The following is a 21,409-nucleotide window of genomic DNA, read 5'->3' as shown; positions in this document are numbered from 1 at the left end:
TACTGGCAAGTTTTCTTGTCTTGTGCTGCCGTAGCATTTTTTTTACCTGTTCATTTTCAGTTCATATTGCCGTCATGAGGGGTACATCTTTGTTAGTTATGATCTCATTAGCGAAACATTAAGAGAGCTTAATAAACAGATTAAAGACAGGAGAAGATGAGGGTGACACAACAAGCGGACAAAAAAACGGGGAATGGACAGAAAAAACATAAACTGCGTAACCTGTTGCTCAAAATACTAGGAGCAATAGTGATCGTGGTCGTACTTTTTCTAGCCGTTGTCTATACAGTTAATGTGATCAGCAACAAAACAGATCAGAAAAAAATACAGCACTATGGTCAGTTAGTCCCTGTTGACGGGAAAAATATGAATGTTTTGATTCAAGGAGAAGGTAAACAGACGATCGTGCTCATACCAGGCTTTGGAACAGGAGCACCAGCACTTGATTTTAAGCCGTTGATTGATGAGTTATCACCATTCTACAAAGTGGTGGCGGTTGAACCGTTTGGGTATGGACTCAGTGATGAAACGAAAAAAGAACGAACCACAGAGAATATCGTTAGTGAAATTCATGAAGCCGTTCAGAATCTTAACATTGACCAATACATTCTAATGGGCCACTCGATTGGAGGTATTTATGGATTGGAATATGCGAAGAAATATCCAAACGAAGTGAGTGCTTTTGTGGGTATTGATAGTAGTGTTCCGGAGCAAGGCGGTATGGATGTTAAATTCCCAATTAAAAAATTAAAGCTGCTTAAAGATTCAGGGATTATAAGATTGGGCTTGCAATTAAGCGGTGACCCTTATGATGGACTGCCATTTGATGATGAAACCAAAAAACAAATGAAATTGATTTCGCTTAAAAATATGAACAATTCCACTACCTTAAATGAAATGGAACATATTTATCCTAACTTTGTTGCCTCCAGAGGCTTAAAATTCGACAAGAATCTTCCCATTATCTTCTTTATACAAGCAAATAATACTACTGTGAAAGACTGGATCCCTCTGCATGAAGGGCAAGTCAAGGATTCTGTGCATGGAAAAGTAATGACATTTGAAGGCGGACATTACTTACATCATTCAAAATCCAAAGAAATCGTGGAGAACCTAAGGGTATTCATGGAAGAAGTTAAATAAAAAGAAGAAAACGCTCCGAACTCCTCATATGAGGGGGCGGGGCGTTTTTTTGGTTGCGATCGAAGATTATTTGATGCCGATTCTCATTCGGTAGCTGATCAGAACCTCTAATGTTCTGCCTTTAAAATGCTGTTCAACTGCGGCGGTGTAATCGGCGATGTCTTGTTCAAGCAAGGTGGCGTCTAGCTTCATTACGGTTTGCACTCCCCCTTGACTTAGGGTTAAACCGATATATCGCTGGGCATCGCAGGACTCTAGGTTGTGGAATACGATTTCTCTGGCAAAAGAGAAGGCCCCACTAGCTTTGATCCGTGACAAATGGCCTTCTTTGTCCCATTTATGTGCTCTCTCCTCATTAGGTAAGAGCGAGGCCAGTAATTCTTCTGTTTTGGAGATTAGCTGGTTGTATCGTTCTTCTACATTTTGCTGAAGAGATAAAGGCCAATCGCAATCGTAGGCGGCAAAGACACCGCCTTTTTTTAAGACCCGGGAGATTTCTTGCAGTGTACTCTCAGGGTCCATCCAGTGGAATGATTGTGAGCAGGTAACTATGTCTACACTATCTGATGCAAGCGGAAGCTGGTTAGAGTAGCCTTGTACAAAAGTAATTGATTGGGGTTCTTCTAATCTGCTAAGTTTATCGATTGCTTTTCCCAACATATCTGGATTGGGTTCGATACCGATTACGCGGTCTGCGACATCGTTCCAGAGAAAAGTAGACAAACCCGTACCGCAGCCTATATCTGCGACGAGTGAAGGGGTGGTACCCAAGTAATCTGTTAGCAATTTGATAATCATCACAGGGGCTTCGGGACGGTAGCGGTCATATTCATCTTGAAACCCCAGAAAGCGGTCGATATTTTGTTTGCTGTTTTTTTCAGGTATCATGTGATCCTCCCTCATAGATCATGTTTATAGGTCTATTGTATAATCACTGGTTCGATAAGCCAAATAATGGCTGGCTGGGAATGTTACGTAGAATAAATAAAATCCCCGGAGAACACCTTTTAGGTGTAGCCGGGGATTGTTAAACTATCTAGTAAATGTTAACGAAGCAGTGCTGGATCAATTGCAGGCACAAGTCCTTCTGCCGCAGCACGATCAAGCAGGGCAGAGATTGCGGCATAGCCGTCATCACCCAGATTCATCGAGAAGTCATTCACGTAGAGATCGATGTGGGATTTAGCCACTTCAGGAGCCAACTCTTGAGCATGGCTAAGCACATAGTCTCTGGAATCCGTTGGATGATCCCACGCATACTGAAGAGAGCTGCGAATCCAGCCGGTGATAGCATCGGCATCTAAATCACGGCGGGCAATGATAGCGCCGAGAGGAATGGGCAGTCCGGTATCGCTTTCCCACCAGCTGCCTAAATCAGTCAGCATATTAAGACCATACGAGGCGTAAGTGAAGCGGGCTTCGTGAATTACCAGCCCCGCATCGATATGGCCATCCCGTACGGCAGGCATAATCTCATCGAAAGGCATTACGACTATTTCGCCGATGCCTCCAGTTACATTTTGTGCTGCCCATAATCGGAAAAGCAAATAAGCCGTAGAGCGTTCGCTAGGCACAGCAATCCGGCGTCCGGCTAGCTTTTCTGGGCGTTTGATCGCATGGGGTCCACTTGCTGTGAGCAGCAGCGGGCCGCAGCCGCGACCTAAAGCGCCGCCGCATGGCAGCAGTTTGTACCGCTCCAGAACCCAAGGCAGCGCAGCGTAGGAGATTTTGAGGACTTCTGGTCCTTCTCCGTCAGCGGCCAGCGTATTGGTAATATCAATGTCGGCATAGGTTACATTCAGCCTAGGTGCATTCGGGACAAGCCCGTGCGCCCAGGCATGAAATACAAAGGTATCGTTAGGGCAAGGGGAAAAAGCGATATTAAGCTCAGTTGTCATTACAGCACCTCCAGTAATATAGCGGCTGCCGCCGTTAATGCTTCCATTGCATCACCGATCTTCCATGCGGCCCGGTCGCGGGGACCGACCGGGTTCGAGATGGCGCGGAGCTCCAGTACCGGGAGCCCCAGCGCCTGGGCGGCCACGGCGACTCCGTGGCCCTCCATCGCTTCCGCGACGGCATGGGGATGCCGCGCGAGATGGGCGGCGGCCGTCTCCGCGGTGCCGGTCGCCGTCGAGACCGTAAGCACGGTGCCCGTGCTTACGGGTAACCCGGCCGCTGTCAGCGCGGCCGAAATCGCTTGCACCGTGCCGCGGTCAGCCGGCACGGACACACTGCCGAAGCCGAGCTCGGCAGTGCTGCGGAAGCCCTCCGGCGTCTCGGCCCCGAGGTCGGCGGCAATCATCTCGCTGGCTACAACCAGCGAGCCTAAAGGTGCCAGCCCCGGGAATCCGCCGCCGATCCCGACGCTCAATACGCAGCCGTAAGAACCGGCTGCGAGTGCCGCAGCGGTTCCCGCCGCCGCCGCTGCCGGCCCTGCGCCGGCAGCGATAACATGGAACCTGTCGCTGCCTTGCAGGCCGCGCAGGACCGCGTCACGCTCCGCGTCTACGGCTGTCACGATCAGCACGCGTCGTGCTCCAGCCTGCCCTTCCATAGCTTCTTCGGTAGGGGTTGGATTGAACGAACTCATCAGGTCGCCTCCTTTAGGGTATTGAAATCGCTTACTAAAGAGTCATTCGTAAAGACAAGAATACGCCCTTTTATAGGTCAGGTCAAACTTGGGGTGATTTTTATCACTCCCTGTAAAGTGTCAAAGGAAACTTACCGGTCTCTAGACGGAAGTGACTTTTTTAGCGATGAGGTTGACAAGGAGGATGGGAAGTCGTATAGTTATCTTAACTTAAAGATATTTAATGTAAAGACAAATAAATGGATTGAATACAAGTTTGATTGAAGTGGAGGTGGAATTGATGAGTGATAAACAAGTAAATCTGCGTAATACAGAGAGTGCACCTGACGAAGAACAAGCCGCCTCACTGAAATTGTTCGTAGTCTTATCTAAGGCTTATAAGAGCCTAATGGATCATGCGGTGAAGGATATGAAGAGTTATGGCTTGGCTTCGGCTGAATTCATGGTGCTTGAAGTACTTTACCATAGAACGCGGATTCCGCTGCAACAGATCGGGGAGAAAATTCTCGTTACGAGCGGAAGCATTACCTATAATATCGACAAGTTGGAGAAAAAGGGACTGCTGAAACGTGTACCCTGTAGCGAGGATCGCCGCGTTACTTATGCGGAGATTACGGATGCAGGCCGTGAACTGTTTGATGAGATTTTCCCTCGTCATGTAGCCTCAATTCATGATTTGATGGGTGGATTAGATAAGGAAGAGAAAGTCCAGGCTATCGAATTAATGAAAAAGCTTGGCAAAGGTGTGTAGGCGCTGCGAACATGACGAATAACTAGGCGCCTCTATAAGGTTGGAAGTAGTTCGGCTCCATCCTCATTCTCCCAACTCCAGTAAGTATAAGTGAAACCCTGCTTTTTTGGGTATATCACTAATAAGATATTTAACTTAACGAAGCCAGGTAGCCATTTACTTAAGATTACCTGATATTTCGACTGGGGGCTTGGCCATGAAATGGCAGGGAAGAAGAGGGAGTTCGAACGTGGAGGACCGCAGAGGCATGAGCGGCGGCGGCAAGATGATTGGTGGCGGGATCGGAGGAATTATCCTTGTCCTGGTCATCACGTTACTCAGTGGAGGCAATGCCGGGGATATCCTGGGAAGTTTGACTTCCACAGGCTCCAGTTCAACGGCCCCTTATGAACAGACCGCAGAGGAGCAAGAGCTTGCGGAGTTTGTATCGGTAGTTCTTGCCGACACAGAGGAGGTTTGGGGTGAGATTTTTCAGCAGCAGGGAATGACCTATACGGACCCCACCTTAGTGCTATACAGTGGGAGTGTAGACTCTGCTTGCGGAACAGCGACCTCGGCAGTCGGTCCGTTCTACTGTCCGGGTGACGCCAAACTATATATTGATCTGAGCTTTTATGATGAGTTGCAGCAACGCTTCCATGCGCCGGGCGACTTCGCCATGGCTTATGTTATTGCCCATGAGGTTGGACATCATGTACAGACATTACTAGGCACCTCGAAACAGCTCGATTCCCTTCGTCAGACGTTGAGTGAGAAGGAGTACAACAAATATCAGGTTCGTTTTGAGCTGCAGGCTGATTATTTCGCCGGTGTCTGGGCCAATCATGCTCAGGGTATGAATCTGCTGGAGGAAGGCGACTTAGAGGAAGCTCTGGCAGCTGCAAGCGCCGTCGGCGATGATACGATTCAGAAGCAGGCTCAGGGCTATGCAGTGCCGGATAGTTTCACTCACGGTACCTCAGAGCAGAGAAAGCGCTGGTTCTACAAAGGTTTTAACTCGGGTACGATTAAGGGCGGCGATACGTTTAACGCCTCCGAGTTGTAGATAGAAGAGGGAAGAGGAGAGCAGCCCATAGGTTATTCCGGTTCGCCGGGCGCTCTTTTTTACCCAATATCTTAACATTAAGATAATTAAATCAAAGGAATAGGGGAATGTAAAAATGATAAGTGTAGGACTGTTATTAATGAGATTGGTGATTGGACTTGCGTTTATAGGACATGGTGCACAAAAGCTATTTGGATGGTTCGGAGGTTACGGTCCGAAGGGTACGGGAGGCTGGATGGAGTCCATCGGAATCAAACCGGGTGTGACTATGGCGATTTTAGCAGGGATTATGGAGCTGGTGGGCGGATTTATGTTCGCGGCAGGACTGTTAACGCCTGTTGCAGCGGTGTTGATCGCTGCCACGATGCTGGGGGCAATCGTTAAGGTTCATGCTCCAAATGGTTTCTGGTCCACTTCGAACGGGATTGAGTTTCCGCTCACGGTTCTGGTATTTGCGGTAGGTGTGGCGCTTACGGGACCAGGTTCGATTTCTCTAGATGCATTGTTTTTTAACTAAGAAGGGAGTTTATAATAATGACACTTCAAACTGCAGGAATACACCATATTACAGCTTTTGTCGGAGACGCTCAGCGCAATGTTGATTTCTACGCCGGGATTCTGGGCCTACGGCTCGTGAAAAAAACGATTAATTTTGATGCTCCAGAGGTCTATCATTTATACTTTGGGAATGAGCAGGGTGCTCCGGGAACGATTATTACATTTTTCCCTTCACCTGTAGGGCGTAGAGGCAGAATCGGCAGTGGTCAAGTTGGCGTAACGATCTACGCAGTGCCGGTTGGTGCTCTGCAATTCTGGGAACAACGCCTTGCTGAATACGGAATTTCGGTTACAAAAGGAAGTCGGATCTCGGAACCCTATTTAGCTTTTGCCGATTACGACGGTCTGCGGATTGAACTGGTGGAACGTGAGGAAGGCCCGCTCAGTAAGTGGTCCTTTGGTGGGATTCCTACTAAATACGCGATCAAAGGTTTTGGCGGGGCTGTGCTGTATAGCAGCAATCCGTTGCAAACAGCTGAGACACTTGTTCATACGCTGGGTATGGAACATATTGCTGACGGAGATGGATATACTCGCTATAGAACCAATGGGGAGCTAGGTAATATTATTGATTTGAAGACATCACCCGTTCCGCTCGGAGCGGGAGGTGCAGGGACAGTTCATCACATCGCGTGGCGGGCAAAGGATGATGCAGAGCAACTGGAATGGTCGCGCCATGTACAGAGTCATGGGCATAGACCTACACCCGTTCAAGACCGTCAGTATTTTAATGCGATCTATTTCCGTGAAAGAGGAGGAATCCTGTTCGAGATCGCTACAGATCCTCCGGGTTTTGCCCGTGATGAAGCCCCAGATGCGTTGGGTGAAAAGTTGATGCTGCCGTCCTGGTTTGAGCCGCATCGCGCGGCCATCGAAGAAAACTTAACGCCTATTCAAGTAAGAGAAATTGAGGTGAAGCAGGGATGATTCATGTATTCCGTAAAGGTAAAGATATAACTAAACCTACGTTAGTGTTGTTTCATGGTACAGGTGGTAATGAGCAGGATTTGCTGCCGCTGGCTGAGATGTTATCCCCAGATTCATCGGTGCTAGGTATACGGGGCAATGTGCTGGAGAATGGCATGCCACGATTCTTCCGTCGGCTGGCAGAAGGAGTGTTCGATGAAGCGGACTTAGTTTTCCGTACCCATGAGATTAAGAAATTTCTGGATGAAGCGTCAGAAAAATACGGGTTTGATGCCAACAATCTGGTAGCGGTTGGTTACTCTAACGGTGCAAACATTGCTGGTAGCCTTTTGTTTCATTATAAGGACATTTTCCGCGCGGCAGTGCTGTTGCATCCGATGGTGCCATTACGCAATGTGGAGCTTCCTTCTCTTGAAGGGGTGTCTATCTTTATTGGGGCAGGTACGAATGATCCGCTAATAACATCTACGGAAACTCAGGAGCTAGAGGGGATTCTGCAGAAAGCAGGCGCTGAGGTTACAACCCATTGGGGCAACCAAGGTCACCGCTTGAGTATGGCGGAAGCCGAAGCCGCCAAAGATTGGCTACAGGGGTTTAGTACATCTCAAAATGAATAAAACAATTAGGATAACCGCCTTTTGGCGGTTATTTTTAAGTTATTAGCCCCGAATGAGGTCTTATAAAAGGATTGATCATTTGAGTTCCTTTACGTTAGTATGAAGAATACAAAAAAAGGCCCCCGGGTTGCTTTAGAAAGGTTGACGTAAGGATCATGATTGGAATGCAAAATGCTAATAAACTTGCTGTAGATGGACCCTCTAGGAAGCAGAGATTGCAACTTGCTGTTATTCTGGGCTCCATTACAACCATTGGGCCGTTATCGATTGATATGTATTTGCCGGCGCTGCCTACACTTGTCGACGATTTCGGTACGACGGCTGCTTTGGTGCAGCTAAGTCTCACCTTCTTTTTATTGGGACTGGCCTCAGGTCAGTTAGTAGCTGGACCACTGAGTGATGTATATGGACGTCGCCGTCCACTGCTTATAGGGATGTTCATCTATGCCGTTTCCTCAGTGCTATGTGCTTTTAGTCCTTCGATTGGACTTTTAATTGTTTTGCGGTTTATTCAAGGTCTTGCTGGTTCAGTGGGTGTAGTTGTCTCTAGGGCGGCTGTGCGTGATCTGTATAGTGGCTCTGAACTAACGAAATTTTTCTCTTTATTGATGATTGTTAATGGTCTGGGTCCGATTTTGGCTCCAGTCATTGGAGGACAGCTCTTAAGAGTGACTACATGGCAGGGGATATTCCTCGTATTATTTGCTGCCGGAATTATCTTCTGCTTGACGATTCTCCTGCGCTTGCCTGAGACATTGCCGAAGGAGCGGCGCTCCAAGAGCGGGTTGAAGGGTACTCTGCTTACCTTTAAGGTGTTACTTGGCAACCGCAAGTTTATGGGTTATGCCTTGTCCCAAGGTTTTGTTACAGCGTCTATGTTCGCTTATATCTCAGGGTCATCTTTTGTTTTGCAAAATATTTTTGCGGTTACTCCGCAGGTATACAGTTTGATCTTTGCTGTGAACGGGATTGGGATTATTATTACAGGTCAAATCGCCGGCAGACTAGCTGGTAAGGTGAGTGAGACGAAGCTACTGCTTAGCGGGTTGCTGCTCTGTACAACGGGGGGCGTCTTGCTGCTGCTTACGATCCTGGTAGGGGGAGGGCTGATCCCTATTCTAATCTGTCTGTTCGCCGTTGTCTCCAGTGTGGGGATTGTCGGAGCAACCAGCTTCTCACTTGCAATGCAGGACCAAGGAGAAGCCGCAGGCAGTGCTTCGGCTTTAATCGGACTGTTACCGTTGCTGCTTGGTAGCTGTGTAGCACCGCTTGTGGGCCTTGGGGGCGTAGACTCAGCACTTCCGATGGCGATTGTGATTGCCTGTACGGGTGTTCTCTCTATTCTGTCTTATTTTCTGTTGGTCAGACGGGGAAACACCAATTCCTAACAGCTTATCCTTATAACCTTGAAAGTGAGCAAAACTTTCAGCAAACTTTCAGCGGGTTTTAACGTTCCTTATCTGCAAAAGGATTATATTGGAGGTAAGGAAGGGAGGGATGATTATGAGTATATCCGCAGTCTCAGGTTCTACATCGTATACCACCTCGACGTCTAGTGCTACAGATACCAGCGCGCTCGAGAAACAAAAAGCGAAGCTGGAAGCCGAATTGGACAAGATTGATGCCAGCTCGGATGACGCGAAGACCAAAGAAACGAAAACGAAACAAATTGAGCAGCAGATCAAGCAAATCGAGGCACAAATTTCCCAGAAGTCGCAGAGCAGTGCTTCCGCAGCAAGCAGTAGTGCAGAAGCACCTGCCAAACCTGCAAACAACGCGCTTGCTGCGGCAAGCCCGCAAGAGATCGCTACCGCAACAACGAATAGCCAAGGCAGATTTGATATTCGTGTATAAACCATACTAAGTCGTGTTACATAACAAAAAGGGCATCCTTTGCCGTGAGGGATGTCCTTTTTGTTATGTATTTTTAAGTTTAGACTACAATTTAAATGTTCTTTTATCACATTGTTGGCCAATACTAGAAAGATACCGCTAAAATAAAGTTCCGTCATATTGATCTGTCCAGCTTCGTAATATATTAACTATGCTTATCCTCATTTCCCAAAAAATCTTTAACTGTTGCAGGGGTTAGGGATTTGCTGGCAGTCTAATAGAGTAGGTGTTGATTATCACGGGTCTTCTATTCCAAGAATTGCTATAATGGACTAGTTGTAAAAATTGTCTAGCACAACGTGTGTCAGCGGTAAAGGCAGGTGGGCTCATGCATTCAAAGCAACAGACATTAGAAAGATTCAAAATTGTAAGACTGATCTTATCTATCTATCGGATCCGGGCGGTCAGAGCCCTTTTTCCAGTGGCTATCATAGCGTTCGTATACTGGGAGGGACAACATGAGCTGAAGCAGGTTCATTTAGGACTTATAATGCGTGAACTAAGGCGAGTACCTACGTCTGCTATTTTGCAAATGATTGGTTTTGCACTTCTTTCCGTAGCTGTGATGAGTGCTTATGATTATTTGATTCGGGCACATTTTCGTTTAAAAGTAGGGCTGTGGAGTACCTTTCGGTATGCATGGATTGCTAATACATTTAATAACTTGATTGGGTTTGCGGGTCTGGCTGGAGTTGGTTTAAGGACGCTGCTGTATAAAAAAAGCGGGGTGCCGACCTCCGTGCTAACACCCGCCATTGTATTTCTGTCGCCGCTTATGATTACCGGGTTATCGCTACTTTCGTGGGCGAATATCTTTGGTTTACTCCCGGCAACGGCTTTGATGGAAGAACATCGCTGGCTGGTGTTTGCAGTATGGGGAATGGCGCTTTATTTGCCGGTTTTTGTGTTTGTACAGCGCTCATCGCTTTATGCGAAATGGATTAACCGGGGAAAAGGTAGAACACCATGGCTTACAGTCGTTAATTCCGTCGGTGCTTCCTTTCTGGAATGGAGCTTTGCTGGCGTGACGTTTTGGACCATCAGCAGCCATCTCTTGGATGAGGTCCATTTTATAGCTATCTTTGGTATATTTACGATTGCTGCCATTGCCGGCATCTTGAGTATGGCACCCGGCGGTATCGGTGCATTTGACCTTATTGCCTTGCTCGGGCTGACACAGCTTGGCTACCAGACCGATAAGGCGATGGCGGTGCTTGTCATCTTTCGATTGTTTTATTATGTCATTCCTTGGTTGATCGGATTGGTGCTGGCTGCACTGGAAATTGGCCTGCAAGGAAAAAAGGATCAAGATCGTTCAGTTCCAGGGTTCGAACCCTCTCTTAACAAATGGCAGAAGATCTGGGGCTGGCCGGGTCAGTATACCTTTCTGAGCGATCTTGGGATGTGGGCTCTTGGCAAGCTGGTACTAGCTAGCGGGCTTATTCTCTTACTATCTGCAGCAGTACCCGGATTGCTGTATAGGTTGAAGATTACGGAGGAAATATTGCCGTTTCCGGTAATGCAGCTATCTCATCATCTGTCAGTACTTATTGGTTTTATGCTGATTTTATTGTCGCGGGGCATTACATTGCGGGTTCATAGTGCATATGTATGGACTAGCGTACTTCTGTTTATTGGATCGTTGTTTGCAGTCACTAAGGGTTTTGATTATGAAGAGGCGCTTTTGTTACTTATAGTAGCGCTTATTCTTTGGATTTCCAGATCGCGGTTTTATCGGATTAGTGCGCCAATCAGCAGACAGAGCGCGATCTGGTGGTTTGCCCTCACCTCAGTAATTGCACTAAGCTACTATCTGATGGGCTGTTATGTACATCGTGGATTTCTGAAGCATCTGCCTCCGGGTGTACAGCCTGAATGGTTGCAGCGGTATAGTCATGTTGCATTTACGGCAGTGGGAGGATTGGTCTTGTCTTGGGTACTGCTCATAATGTGGGTAAACCTCAGGCCCCATCATAAGGAGAACGAGCTGTTCGGGACCTTGGATGTAGCTAAACTGAAACATTTTCTAGATGGAGTTCAAGGCAATACCTTAACGCATACGTTATTTTTGGGTGATAAGGGCTTCTTCTGGGCTCAGAACGATAAAGTGCTGCTCGCTTTCGCCAGAGTTAGGGATAAGCTCGTTGTGCTGGGTGATCCGCTGGGAGAGAGAAGCTTAATAAATGAAGCCATCAGTGAATTTAGACAAGCTGCAGATCAGTATGGTCTGGTTGTAGTTTTCTATCAAGCTTCACCTGCTTTTTTATCGGTCTATCAGGAGCAGGGCTATCGCTTTTTTAAGCTGGGTGAAGAGGCAGTGATAAGCCTTGATAACATTGCACTCAGTGGTCTGAAGAAAGGTGATCTGCAAAGTGTAAGCGATCGTTTTGAACGGGAAGGCATGTTTGTTGAAATTACAGAAGCGCCGCTTGCTGATAGTTTGCTGAGAGAACTGCGAGCGATTTCGGACGAGTGGTTGAATGGCCGAGCGGAAAAGGGTTATTCGTTAGGCTGGTTTAAGGTCGACTATCTGCAACTGGCTCCCATTGCGGTGCTGCGGAACGCCAAAGGTACAATACTGGCATTTGCTTCTATTGCCCCGGGGTATGATCAAGGATTGACTCTGTCTGTAGATTTGTTGCGCCAGCGGAAGAATGTCCCAAACGGGACGGTAGATTATTTATTGGTTTGTATGTTGGAATGGGCGAAGTCCAAGGGGTATCGGCGATTTAATCTAGGCAACACTCCTCTATCATCCAGTGGGGGGCAGGACCCCGGAGCTCTGAAGGAGGAGAAGCTGGCTCATCAAGTGTTTAATAGAGGTGGGCATGGGCATGGTTACGGTTTTGCCAGATTGCGTCGTTACAAGGAAAAGTTCAATCCAGAGTGGGAGCCGCGTTACTTGGCTTATCCAGCGTCCCTAACATTACCCGTCTTAACGCTGGATCTGGTGAGGCTTGTATCCCGACATCCGGAGCATAAAGCGAATAACTAAAAAAGGTGCCCAACGCCAAACGGCGTTGGGCACCTTTTTAATCAGGTACAAGTGATTTACTTCTTGTCAGCTTCTGCATCCGGCAGAGCCCAGACGGAGACGCTGCCGCCATTGACCGGGAAGGTCGCCCAACCATCTTTTTCAATGGTTATGGTGGCTTTATGGTTATGGGTGAAATCCACCCATGCTTCACCGGCGCGATGTTCTCCTACGAACATTCTCTTCTGGCCATTCTCACCATTACTGATCACAACCGCACAACCGGAGTGTTCAATATCCTCCACGCCGAGCCGTGTCCAGCCAATCGTGTTAGGATGATCGAAATAATCCTTCTGTTCACCATAAGCTTTGTGATAGCGGGTATACAGCAGAGGGTCAATCGCATCTTTTTTACCTGCTACAGGTGTTGGTCCTTCGATCCCATAATAATCCCCGTAAAAGACCACAGGATATCCATCCCGTCGCAGCAGGATAAGCGCGTAAGCACTTTGCTTGAACCAATCATCTACCCAGGATTCCAGGGCTTCGTGAGGCTGAGAATCATGATTGTCAACGAAGGTTACAGCATTGGTGGGATGGGTCTGCACCAGTGTGTCATCAAGAATTTTAGTCAGATCATAGTTTCTGCCCTCCAAAGAAGCTGAATGCAGCTTGTAGTGAAGGGATACATCGAAGAGGTCAATTTTATAATCGACGGTATTCAGAAATTGTCGGCAGGACTCTAAGTCGGAATTCCAGAATTCACCGACGATATAGAAGTCCTTCTCGCATTTATTAAACATCTCTACCGCGAATTCTTTAACAAACTCATGGTTGATATGTTTGATGGCGTCCAAGCGGAAGCCGCTGCAGTGGAGGGTGTCCACCAGCCATTTTCCCCATTGGATCATTTCTTTTTTGACTTCGGGATGGCTGTAATCAATATTAGCGAACATTAGATAATCATAGTTTCCGAACTCGTCGTCAACATTCTGATTCCACGCTTTATTCTCGCCTACTATACGGAATACGCCGGTTCGCTCTTCTTTGGCGTCAAAGTCAGTGCCGTTAAAATGATTGTGATTCCACTTAAAGGCAGAGTGTTCATTTCCGCGGCCAGGGAAGGTGAATTTTGTCCAGCCCTCAATCTCGAAAGGTTTCGAAATTTCTTTCATCCGATCATTGGGGTCGACCTCGATGACTTGGAATACTTCCTTTTCATCCGCGCCTGCCTTATGATTCATGACCAAATCAACGTAAACGGCGATGCCATTCTTTTGACATTCCGAAATTGCGTTGATCAGTGCTTGTTTGGTGCCATATTTGGTGCGTACCGTACCTTTTTGGTCATATTCGCCCAGATCATATAGATCATACACGCCATAGCCTGTATCTTCTGCGGAGACGGCCTTTGTCACAGGAGGTACCCAAACAGAATCAATGCCTACGGCTTTTAGCGCGGGTGCAGTTTCTTTTAAGCGATCCCAGTGTTTCCCGTCCGCAGCAACATGCCATTCAAAAAACTGCATCATTGTATGGTTCCTCATTATTTCTTACGCCTCCATATCCCATCAAGCAAATTTTACTCTCAACACTCTGATTAGTTTTTCAGATAACTCTTATTAAACTTAAAAACAGACTATGAAAAATAAGGCCAGTTGTTGAATGCGCAGGAAGGGACATGATTGTCATTAAACAGGTTTGAAAAGAATGATTTCTGACCTTTGGGAGAGATGCACAGCGTTGCGTCCATTCCGTTTAGAGCTATACAGAGCATGGTCGGCTTCAGATAGCAGCTCTTCTAGAGTGGCCTCTGGATTTAGGGCCTCCACAACTCCAAAGCTGGCGGTCACATTAATGGGCCCGATGACGGTATATAAGGTGCTTTGTTCAATATCCGCGCGGATAGTTTCGCAGAGCAATGCAGCTTGCTTCAGCGACGTCTCTGGCAGACAGATCACAAATTCCTCGCCACCATAACGGCCAAAGAGATCTCCCTCCCGCAGATGTCTGCTGCACACTTGGACAATATGCTGGAGAGCTTGATCTCCGTATTGATGTCCATAGCGGTCATTAATGCTCTTGAAGAAGTCCACATCCAGCAAAATCATAGATAATGAACTTCGCAGGCTGGCGGACCGGGCAAGGAGAGCTCGACTCAGCTCCAAAAAATAGGAGCGGTTATAGATACCGGTTAGGCTGTCCATCGTAGCCAATTGGCGCAGCTTCTCCTGAAGCAGTATTCGTTCAGTCACGTCAATCAGCATGATCATCTGTCCTGCTATGTGCCCCTCTTGTTTTTGTACCGGAGAGGAACGGATTTGATAATAGCAGACCTCCTCTGCTTTGTTCCAAGCCACTTCCCGTTCTTCGCGCAACAGCGGCTCGGCGTCCATCACATAGGACAAGGCGTCTTTGCCTGCGTTAAGAAACAATTGCGCTAGCGGTTTGCCAATCGATGAGGAGTTGAGCCCCTCTATCATATCCGCGGCTGCACGATTGTAATCGACGAGCATGTCCGAGCGGTCGGTGACAAGCACTCCCTCCCGCATGCTCTCGAAGAGATTCTCACGAGCAATAGGCGCAGCCGTTAACATGCCCCGGGATAAAATAGCCCAAATATATAGGGAGGAGGTCAGGCTCATAATGATCGGGACGGGATCCATTCCGTAAGGAGTCAAGCCCATCAGATACAAAAAAGAGCCAAGTGTTGGAAGACTTAACCCGATTATTATTGTGATGATCTGCCTGCGGTATACCCGCTTCATCCGGTTCCACTGCCATATCATGAGGCAAATGGCTGCCAGCAGACAGCCAAAAGTAAAGCTGCCGTGAACGATATACCAAGGTCCCATCACAACATCAACGAGTGGGGTGGGCGTATTTTCCCGTAAATAAATGGATTTATAGAAGAGATGATGGTAATCATTGGTCCAAACCAGCAGCGTTGTAATGAACGGAATGATAAATAACGCCGCCCGTATGCCTTTTTTAAACAGCGTCTCCAGCCCAACGAAATGGATCACCATGATTAGACTAGCTGGCGCAATGAAGGCCATCCCCAGATATTCTAACTTAATCCAGAAGCTGATTTCCTCCAGGGTTTTCCCCGATAACTCTAATGCGAAGCCGAAGGTGTAAATAGCAGAGGTAAAGGAGCTTATAACAAAAGCCCTGATTCCTAAGAAATCAGTTTTTTTATAATAGGCGAAAAGGGCTAATAAGACGCTCAGCACACCTGATATAGCAACAATTACAATATAGTTCGAGATTATAGATCCCATGGGTCTATTGTCACCTGCCGAGGAAAGATATGGATAAATATTACCACATATCTACGGATATAAAAAAAATACTTCGGGTTTGTAGTCAAAAAAATGTCTCCTAGACAAAATGACGCAATTTAACAGGAGCTATTTTACTAATTGTCTAGTGAGAGTCCAGTGAGCAGCGTGTAACATGTTAGTTAATACTACATGCGATAGAAGTTTTCTTGATCTTATCTATATCACGTCAGTTTATATAACATTATAAACATGACTTATTTTGAAAAGGGGGGCTGAGGATGTCATCACTAGCGACAAATATTCCTGAGATTCAGCTGGAGAATGTTGAAATGCGTTATCGGACAGAAGCTGCGGAAGTGCTTGCCCTGCATCAGGTGAGTCTTGATATTGCTAAAGGGGAGTTCGTCTCCCTGCTCGGACCTTCCGGATGTGGAAAAACGACGCTGCTTAGACTGATGGCCGATCTCATAGCACCAACAGGCGGGAACATTGTGGTAGCTGGGAAAAGTGCCAGAGAAGCCAGGCTGGCGCAAAAATATGGCATTGTTTTTCAAAGTCCAGTGTTATACGACTGGCGGAAAGTGAAGCATAACATCACATTGCCGCTGGAGCTGATGGGGGTAAAGAAGTCAATCCGTGAGGAAAAGGCGATGGAGCTTCTTGATCTGGTGGGGTTGCAGAGCTTTGCGGATAAATATCCGTGGCAGCTCAGCGGCGGGATGCAACAGCGTGTAGCGATTGCCAGAGCGCTATCGATGGAGCCGGAAATTCTGCTCATGGATGAGCCATTCTCTGCGCTGGATGAATTTACGCGTGAGCGATTGAATGAAGAGCTATTGTCTGTCTGGAGTAAAGTGCAGAACACAATTGTTTTTGTAACTCATAGTATTCCTGAATCTATATTCCTCTCTGACCGGGTGTTTGTTCTTTCCCCGCATCCGGGTCGCTTGTCTGCTGTGGTCGAAATTCCTCTGCCACGTCCGCGAACGGCGGAAATGAGAAATAGCCCAGAGTTTTTCGAACTGATCGCACGTATTCGCGACAGCTTCGAAGGGGTGTAGTGATGAAAGGGGGCAGTATCTTTGTGCGAGGTCGTCTGCTGCCGTTGTTCGTCTGGATTTTTGGCCTGCTGCTAGTCTGGGAAGGCACTTCCTGGATGCTGCTCCATGTGGTGGAGACGCCGTTAGCACAGTCCAAGCTGCCATATGTTCATGAGGTGTTAGCTACCTTGTGGCAGTATGGAGGCACGCTCTTGAAGGAGGGGGCTGCGACCTTCGGTAATGCTGGTGTTGGCTTCCTGATTGGAGCGGTAGCTGGTGCCTCATTGGCGGTGCTGATGAGTTTGTCGAAGACAATAGAGCAATTAACTTTTCCTTATGCTATTGCCTCGCAGATGATTCCGATTCTGGGGTTGGCACCCATCATCTACGGGATTGTGCGCGATGAGCAGACCTCGCGGATTATTATTTCGGGATATATCACCTTTTTCCCGGTGGCTCTGAACATGCTGCGCGGCTTGCGGAGTGTAGATCCATCAGCGCTCGAATTGATGCATTCTTACGCGGCCAAACCTTGGGCGGTCTATTGGAAACTAAGATTCCCAGCGGCTTTGCCGGGTTTGTTCGGTGGGCTTAAGATAGCTGCCCCACTTGCTGTGACTGGAGCTATTCTGGTGGAGCTTATGGGTGCCCAGCATGGCATTGGTGTAATTATGCTGCGCAATCTCTATTATGGAAGCTCTCACACCTATATGTTCTGGTCTACGGTGATTGTGGGTGCCTTGCTGGGGATCGTAAGCTACTGGTTAATCAGTCTGATAGAACGCCTGGTAACGCCTTGGCAGCCTGAATATCGTCCGAAAGGAGGCAGCCGCTAATGGAAACTAACTCCGTTCGGGAGACCTCGTTTATAGGCTCTACTGGTAAAGAAATGGCTCAGCCGGCGCTAACGGCTACACAAAAGAATGCTGTAGCCGTTCCGAAACCTGCGGAAGCTACGGCGAGTCGAGGCGGCTCACGAATGCTGAAGAGGATATTTAGTGCAGGGGTGCTGCTGCCTGTACTGGCAGGTCTGTTATTTCTTGCACTATGGGAATTTCAATTCTTTCATAAGATCTTTGATCTGAAAAAGTATCAACTCCCGCTGCCTACAGCCATCGCCGAAACTATGCGAGATAATTTCAGCTTGTTGTTGTCCTATACCGGATACACGCTTGCTGAAGCTGTGCTGGGAATGTTGGTTGGTTCTGCTATCGGCTTCCTGATCGCTTTAGTCGCTACGGCTTGGCCGCGCTGGGGGAGTGGAAGCTTGACGCTGGTTGCCGCCCTAAATGCTGTGCCCATCGTCGCCCTCGCGCCCATCATGAATCTGTGGTTTGGAGATGGGATAGGCTCACGAATTGCCATAGTAACAGCAACTACAATGGCAGCGATGGCGATCAACGCCTATAAGGGCATGGCGGCGATTGATCCATTGGCGCTGGATCTGATGCATTCTTATGCGGCAGGTAAACCGGCAGTGTTCCGTTATCTGCGGATTCAGAGCAGTCTGCCCTATGTATTTACAGCACTGAAGATTAATGCTACTGCCAGTATGATTGGCGCCATTGTTGGGGAATTCTTTTTCTCCTCAAAGGGGCTTGGATATCTGCTCTCCAATTCCATTAAAGTTGCCAAAATGCCACTGGGCTGGTCCTGTATTGTGCTGGCTGCAATTGCAGGCGTGCTCTTCTATTTAGTGGTTGAGCGGCTGGAGAAAGTATTCATTAAGTGGCATCCTTCGCAGCGTACTTAATCTCGCCCTCATTACATCCGGCCATAGTGGGAATGGAAAAGAGAAACCGCCCGCGGCTGTATGCATAAACGCACCACGATGCTTGTCCATACTGTGCTTGTTACAAACTTAAATTACGATAGGGGGAGTTCGGTTGATGAACGGGAAAAAACGCAAATTTCGTGGTGGTTTGTTGGCAATCGTGATGATGTTGAGTGTTTCTTTAATGGCGGGTTGCGGTGGCAACAATAATAACTCGGCAGCTGAAGCTACGACTGCCCCTGAAGTATCAGCAGCTCCTGACGCAAGTGCTGCTACTGAACCGGCTGCTGATCCAGTTACAGTGAAGCTACAGCTGAAATGGGTGCCGCAGGCACAATTCGCTGGGTATTTTGTGGCGCAGGATAAAGGATATTACAAGGAAGAAGGCTTGGATGTAGAAATTCTGCCGGGTGGGCCTGATATCGTTCCGGAACAGCAAGTGGCAGGCGGCTCCGCAGATATCGGTGTGGGTTGGGTAGCCAGCTTGCTGCCGAGTCTTGAAGAGGGAATGCCGCTGGTGCAGATCGCGCAAATCTATCAAAAGAGCGGATTGGTCCTGGTTTCCAAAAAATCGGCGGGCATCAACTCAGCCGCTGATCTTAAGGGTAAAAAAGTAGGCAACTGGATGGGCGGCAACGAGTTTGAACTATTAGCGTTATTCGATAAATATAAGTTCGATCCGAATAAGGATCTGAGCTTTACGAAGCAAGGGTTCACGATGGATCAGTTCTTGGGCGATCAGATCGATGCGGCCTCAGCGATGACCTATAACGAGTACCAAGTAGTGTTGGAGTCAGGCATTAAGGCTGAGGATCTGAATGTCATCGACATGAATACGGAAGGCGTTGCGATGCTTGAGGATAACTTGTTCGCCAATAAGGAATGGCTTGCGGAGAACAAAGAGACTGCGGCAAAGTTCGTACGTGCCTCCCTGAAAGGCTGGAAAGATGCAATTGCTGATCCTGCAGCCGCAGTGGACAGTGTGATGAAGCAAGCGGAAGACGGCAGTACAACGAAGGAACATCAGCTGACAATGATGACTGAGGTTGCCAAGCTGATTCTACCTGAAGGCTTTGACAGTGCCAAGATGGGATATACCGATGCGGCGGCGTTCCAGCAAACTGCTGATATTTCGCTTAAATTTGGTGTCATTAAAGAACCGGTTAAGGTAGATGAGGCTTACACGAACGAAATCGTAGAAATGGCGGCAAAATAACCAGTTGAGCTCAAATGTTACAGTGGATGGCCGCCTGATCTGGCGGTCATCTATTATAATCAGCAGTCCATCAGTGCATCTGAAACAGAGAAAGAGGTGCGAGCTATGTCTCTCCTAGTAACGCAGGCTGAAAGAGTTAAGAATTATGTGAATGGAGCTTGGGTAGAATCGTCGTCCGGGCGAGATGAAGAGGTATATAATCCGGCGACGGGTGAAGTGATTGCCTATGTGCCCATTTCCAGTAGGGAAGAGCTGGGTGCGGCGGTAGATGCGGCTGCAGTGGCATTTCAAGTGTGGAAAAGGGTCGCTGTGCCGCGTCGTGCCCGCTACTTTTTCCAATATCAACAGCTGCTGGTGAAGCATTGGCATGAGCTGGCCGAGCTGATCACGCTGGAGAATGGCAAAAGTCTGGAAGAGGCGCAAGGTGAGGTGCAGCGTGGAATTGAGTGTGTGGAATTTGCCGCAGGCATCCCCACGTTGATGATGGGCAGCCAGCTCCCGGACATTGCTACCGGAATTGAATCCGGGATGTACCGCTATCCATTGGGGGTTATCGGGGGAATTGCCCCTTTTAACTTTCCAATGATGGTTCCTTGTTGGATGTTTCCGCTTGCCATCGCTTGTGGAAATACCTTTGTGCTGAAGCCTTCTGAACGGACACCGCTGCTTGTTAATCGATTGGCAGAGTTATTTGCCGAAGCGGGCTTTCCTCCAGGTGTACTGAATGTGGTACATGGGGCGCACGAGGTTGTGAATGGGCTGCTGGAGCATGATGAAGTGAAGGCGATTTCGTTCGTGGGTTCGCAGCCGGTTGCGGAATATGTATATAAGGCAGGGACGGCGCAAGGGAAGCGGGTTCAGGCATTGGCAGGCGCTAAGAATCACTCGATTGTGCTGCCTGATGCGGAGCTGGACAATGCGGTCAAAAATATCATTGCGGCCTCCTTTGGCTCGGCAGGTGAGCGGTGTATGGCTTGCTCGGTCGTAGTGGTTCATGAGGATATCGCTGACGAGCTAGTGAACCGTCTGGCTGCGGCTGCGGATGAGCTTAAGATTGGTAATGGCGCCGATGACGGGGTGTTTTTGGGTCCGGTAATTCGCCAGTCGAATAAGGAGCGGACGCTTTATTACATTGAGACTGGTGAAGCTGAGGCAGCCAAGCTTGTGAGAGACGGGCGGAAGGATGCTGCTACGGGTGGTGCGGGTTATTTTATCGGGCCGACGATATTTGATCATGTACAGCCGGGAATGACCATCTGGAAGGATGAGATTTTTGCACCGGTATTGTCAGTGATTCGTGTGAAAAGTCTGAGTGAAGCGATTGGGGTAACGAATCAGTCCCCATTCGCGAATGGGGCTTGTATTTATACAGACAGCGCAAAGGCGGTTCGTGAATTTCGGGAAGAAATTGATGCAGGGATGTTGGGTGTGAATCTGGGCGTGCCTGCGCCCATGGCATTTTTCCCCTTCTCGGGTTATAAGAAATCGTTCTATGGAGACCTGCATGCCAATGGGCGTGATGGGGTGGAGTTCTATACGCGTAAAAAGATGATCACTGCCCGTTATTAGAGAAAATGAGCTGCTGAGAGGA

The 21,409-nt window shown here is 48.1% G+C and carries 19 protein-coding genes; 14 read left to right on the top strand and 5 right to left on the bottom strand.

Annotation, left to right across the window (positions count from 1 at the left end; translation table 11 throughout):
- The first annotated feature begins 162 nt into the window (after window positions 1-162).
- Window positions 163-1,143: an alpha/beta hydrolase gene (locus tag NSQ66_RS29045; RefSeq protein ID WP_076105062.1), complete on the top strand. Its 981-nt coding sequence runs from the start codon at window positions 163-165 to the stop codon at window positions 1,141-1,143.
- A gap of 66 nt (window positions 1,144-1,209) precedes the next feature.
- On the opposite strand, the gene NSQ66_RS29040 is transcribed toward NSQ66_RS29045, so the two are convergent.
- The 3 genes from NSQ66_RS29040 to NSQ66_RS29030 form a co-directional block, all read right to left on the bottom strand.
- The gene (locus tag NSQ66_RS29040; RefSeq protein WP_076105061.1) at window positions 1,210-2,031 is read right to left on the bottom strand and encodes a class I SAM-dependent methyltransferase; all 822 of its coding nucleotides are present in this window, start codon (window positions 2,029-2,031) and stop codon (window positions 1,210-1,212) included.
- Between the two features lie 158 nt (window positions 2,032-2,189).
- Window positions 2,190-3,041 (bottom strand): 1,4-dihydroxy-6-naphthoate synthase, encoded by an 852-nt coding sequence (locus NSQ66_RS29035; RefSeq protein ID WP_038573726.1) that lies wholly within the window; start codon window positions 3,039-3,041, stop codon window positions 2,190-2,192.
- The gene (locus tag NSQ66_RS29030; RefSeq protein WP_081388016.1) at window positions 3,041-3,736 is read right to left on the bottom strand and encodes a futalosine hydrolase; all 696 of its coding nucleotides are present in this window, start codon (window positions 3,734-3,736) and stop codon (window positions 3,041-3,043) included. The genes NSQ66_RS29035 and NSQ66_RS29030 overlap by 1 nt, the downstream gene beginning before the upstream one ends.
- Window positions 3,737-4,016: 280 nt before the next feature.
- Here NSQ66_RS29030 and NSQ66_RS29025 point away from each other — a divergent pair, with 280 nt between their 5' ends.
- The 8 genes from NSQ66_RS29025 to mprF all read left to right on the top strand — a co-directional run bounded on the left by NSQ66_RS29025 (window position 4,017) and on the right by mprF (window position 12,522).
- Window positions 4,017-4,487 (top strand): MarR family transcriptional regulator, encoded by a 471-nt coding sequence (locus tag NSQ66_RS29025; protein WP_036682080.1) that lies wholly within the window; start codon window positions 4,017-4,019, stop codon window positions 4,485-4,487.
- A 196-nt stretch (window positions 4,488-4,683) separates the two neighbouring features.
- Entirely contained in the window at window positions 4,684-5,532 is an 849-nt protein-coding gene (locus NSQ66_RS29020; RefSeq protein ID WP_038573724.1) for a neutral zinc metallopeptidase, read from the top strand.
- 115 nt (window positions 5,533-5,647) lie between these two features.
- Window positions 5,648-6,049: a DoxX family protein gene (locus NSQ66_RS29015; RefSeq protein ID WP_036682076.1), complete on the top strand. Its 402-nt coding sequence runs from the start codon at window positions 5,648-5,650 to the stop codon at window positions 6,047-6,049.
- A gap of 17 nt (window positions 6,050-6,066) precedes the next feature.
- A complete protein-coding gene (locus NSQ66_RS29010) occupies window positions 6,067-7,017 on the top strand; it encodes a ring-cleaving dioxygenase (protein ID WP_038573722.1) in 951 nt (316 codons plus the stop codon).
- The gene (locus tag NSQ66_RS29005; RefSeq protein WP_036682072.1) at window positions 7,014-7,634 is read left to right on the top strand and encodes an alpha/beta hydrolase; all 621 of its coding nucleotides are present in this window, start codon (window positions 7,014-7,016) and stop codon (window positions 7,632-7,634) included. The genes NSQ66_RS29010 and NSQ66_RS29005 overlap by 4 nt, the downstream gene beginning before the upstream one ends.
- Before the next feature lie 164 nt (window positions 7,635-7,798).
- A complete protein-coding gene (locus tag NSQ66_RS29000) occupies window positions 7,799-9,022 on the top strand; it encodes a multidrug effflux MFS transporter (protein WP_036682442.1) in 1,224 nt (407 codons plus the stop codon).
- Between the two features lie 115 nt (window positions 9,023-9,137).
- Window positions 9,138-9,488 (top strand): FlxA-like family protein, encoded by a 351-nt coding sequence (locus NSQ66_RS28995; protein WP_036682071.1) that lies wholly within the window; start codon window positions 9,138-9,140, stop codon window positions 9,486-9,488.
- A gap of 367 nt (window positions 9,489-9,855) precedes the next feature.
- Complete coding sequence (gene mprF, locus NSQ66_RS28990; RefSeq protein WP_038573719.1) at window positions 9,856-12,522, top strand: bifunctional lysylphosphatidylglycerol flippase/synthetase MprF; 2,667 nt, start codon at window positions 9,856-9,858, stop codon at window positions 12,520-12,522.
- A 56-nt stretch (window positions 12,523-12,578) separates the two neighbouring features.
- Here the strand turns inward: mprF and NSQ66_RS28985 are convergent, their stop codons facing one another.
- Window positions 12,579-14,051: an alpha-amylase gene (locus tag NSQ66_RS28985; protein WP_036682065.1), complete on the bottom strand. Its 1,473-nt coding sequence runs from the start codon at window positions 14,049-14,051 to the stop codon at window positions 12,579-12,581.
- Between the two features lie 141 nt (window positions 14,052-14,192).
- A complete protein-coding gene (locus NSQ66_RS28980; protein ID WP_076212596.1) occupies window positions 14,193-15,785 on the bottom strand; it encodes a histidine kinase N-terminal 7TM domain-containing protein in 1,593 nt (530 codons plus the stop codon).
- Between the two features lie 281 nt (window positions 15,786-16,066).
- Here NSQ66_RS28980 and NSQ66_RS28975 point away from each other — a divergent pair, with 281 nt between their 5' ends.
- From NSQ66_RS28975 to NSQ66_RS28955, 5 genes are all read left to right on the top strand, one after another.
- Window positions 16,067-16,849, top strand: coding sequence for an ABC transporter ATP-binding protein (locus tag NSQ66_RS28975; protein ID WP_036682061.1), 783 nt, complete (start codon window positions 16,067-16,069; stop codon window positions 16,847-16,849).
- 2 nt (window positions 16,850-16,851) lie between these two features.
- Window positions 16,852-17,664: an ABC transporter permease gene (locus tag NSQ66_RS28970; protein WP_051491222.1), complete on the top strand. Its 813-nt coding sequence runs from the start codon at window positions 16,852-16,854 to the stop codon at window positions 17,662-17,664.
- Window positions 17,664-18,581: an ABC transporter permease gene (locus NSQ66_RS28965; protein WP_051491221.1), complete on the top strand. Its 918-nt coding sequence runs from the start codon at window positions 17,664-17,666 to the stop codon at window positions 18,579-18,581. Before NSQ66_RS28970 ends, NSQ66_RS28965 begins: the two co-directional genes overlap by 1 nt.
- Before the next feature lie 136 nt (window positions 18,582-18,717).
- Complete coding sequence (locus tag NSQ66_RS28960) at window positions 18,718-19,818, top strand: ABC transporter substrate-binding protein (RefSeq protein WP_051491220.1); 1,101 nt, start codon at window positions 18,718-18,720, stop codon at window positions 19,816-19,818.
- A 105-nt stretch (window positions 19,819-19,923) separates the two neighbouring features.
- Window positions 19,924-21,387 (top strand): CoA-acylating methylmalonate-semialdehyde dehydrogenase, encoded by a 1,464-nt coding sequence (locus NSQ66_RS28955; protein WP_036682059.1) that lies wholly within the window; start codon window positions 19,924-19,926, stop codon window positions 21,385-21,387.
- Window positions 21,388-21,409 lie beyond the last annotated feature (22 nt).

It is taken from the genome of Paenibacillus sp. FSL H3-0329, assembly GCF_037963285.1.
In the GTDB taxonomy this organism is placed as follows: Bacteria; Bacillota; Bacilli; order Paenibacillales; family Paenibacillaceae; genus Paenibacillus_AQ; species Paenibacillus_AQ odorifer.
This window is presented reverse-complemented; position numbering and strand designations above follow the sequence as displayed.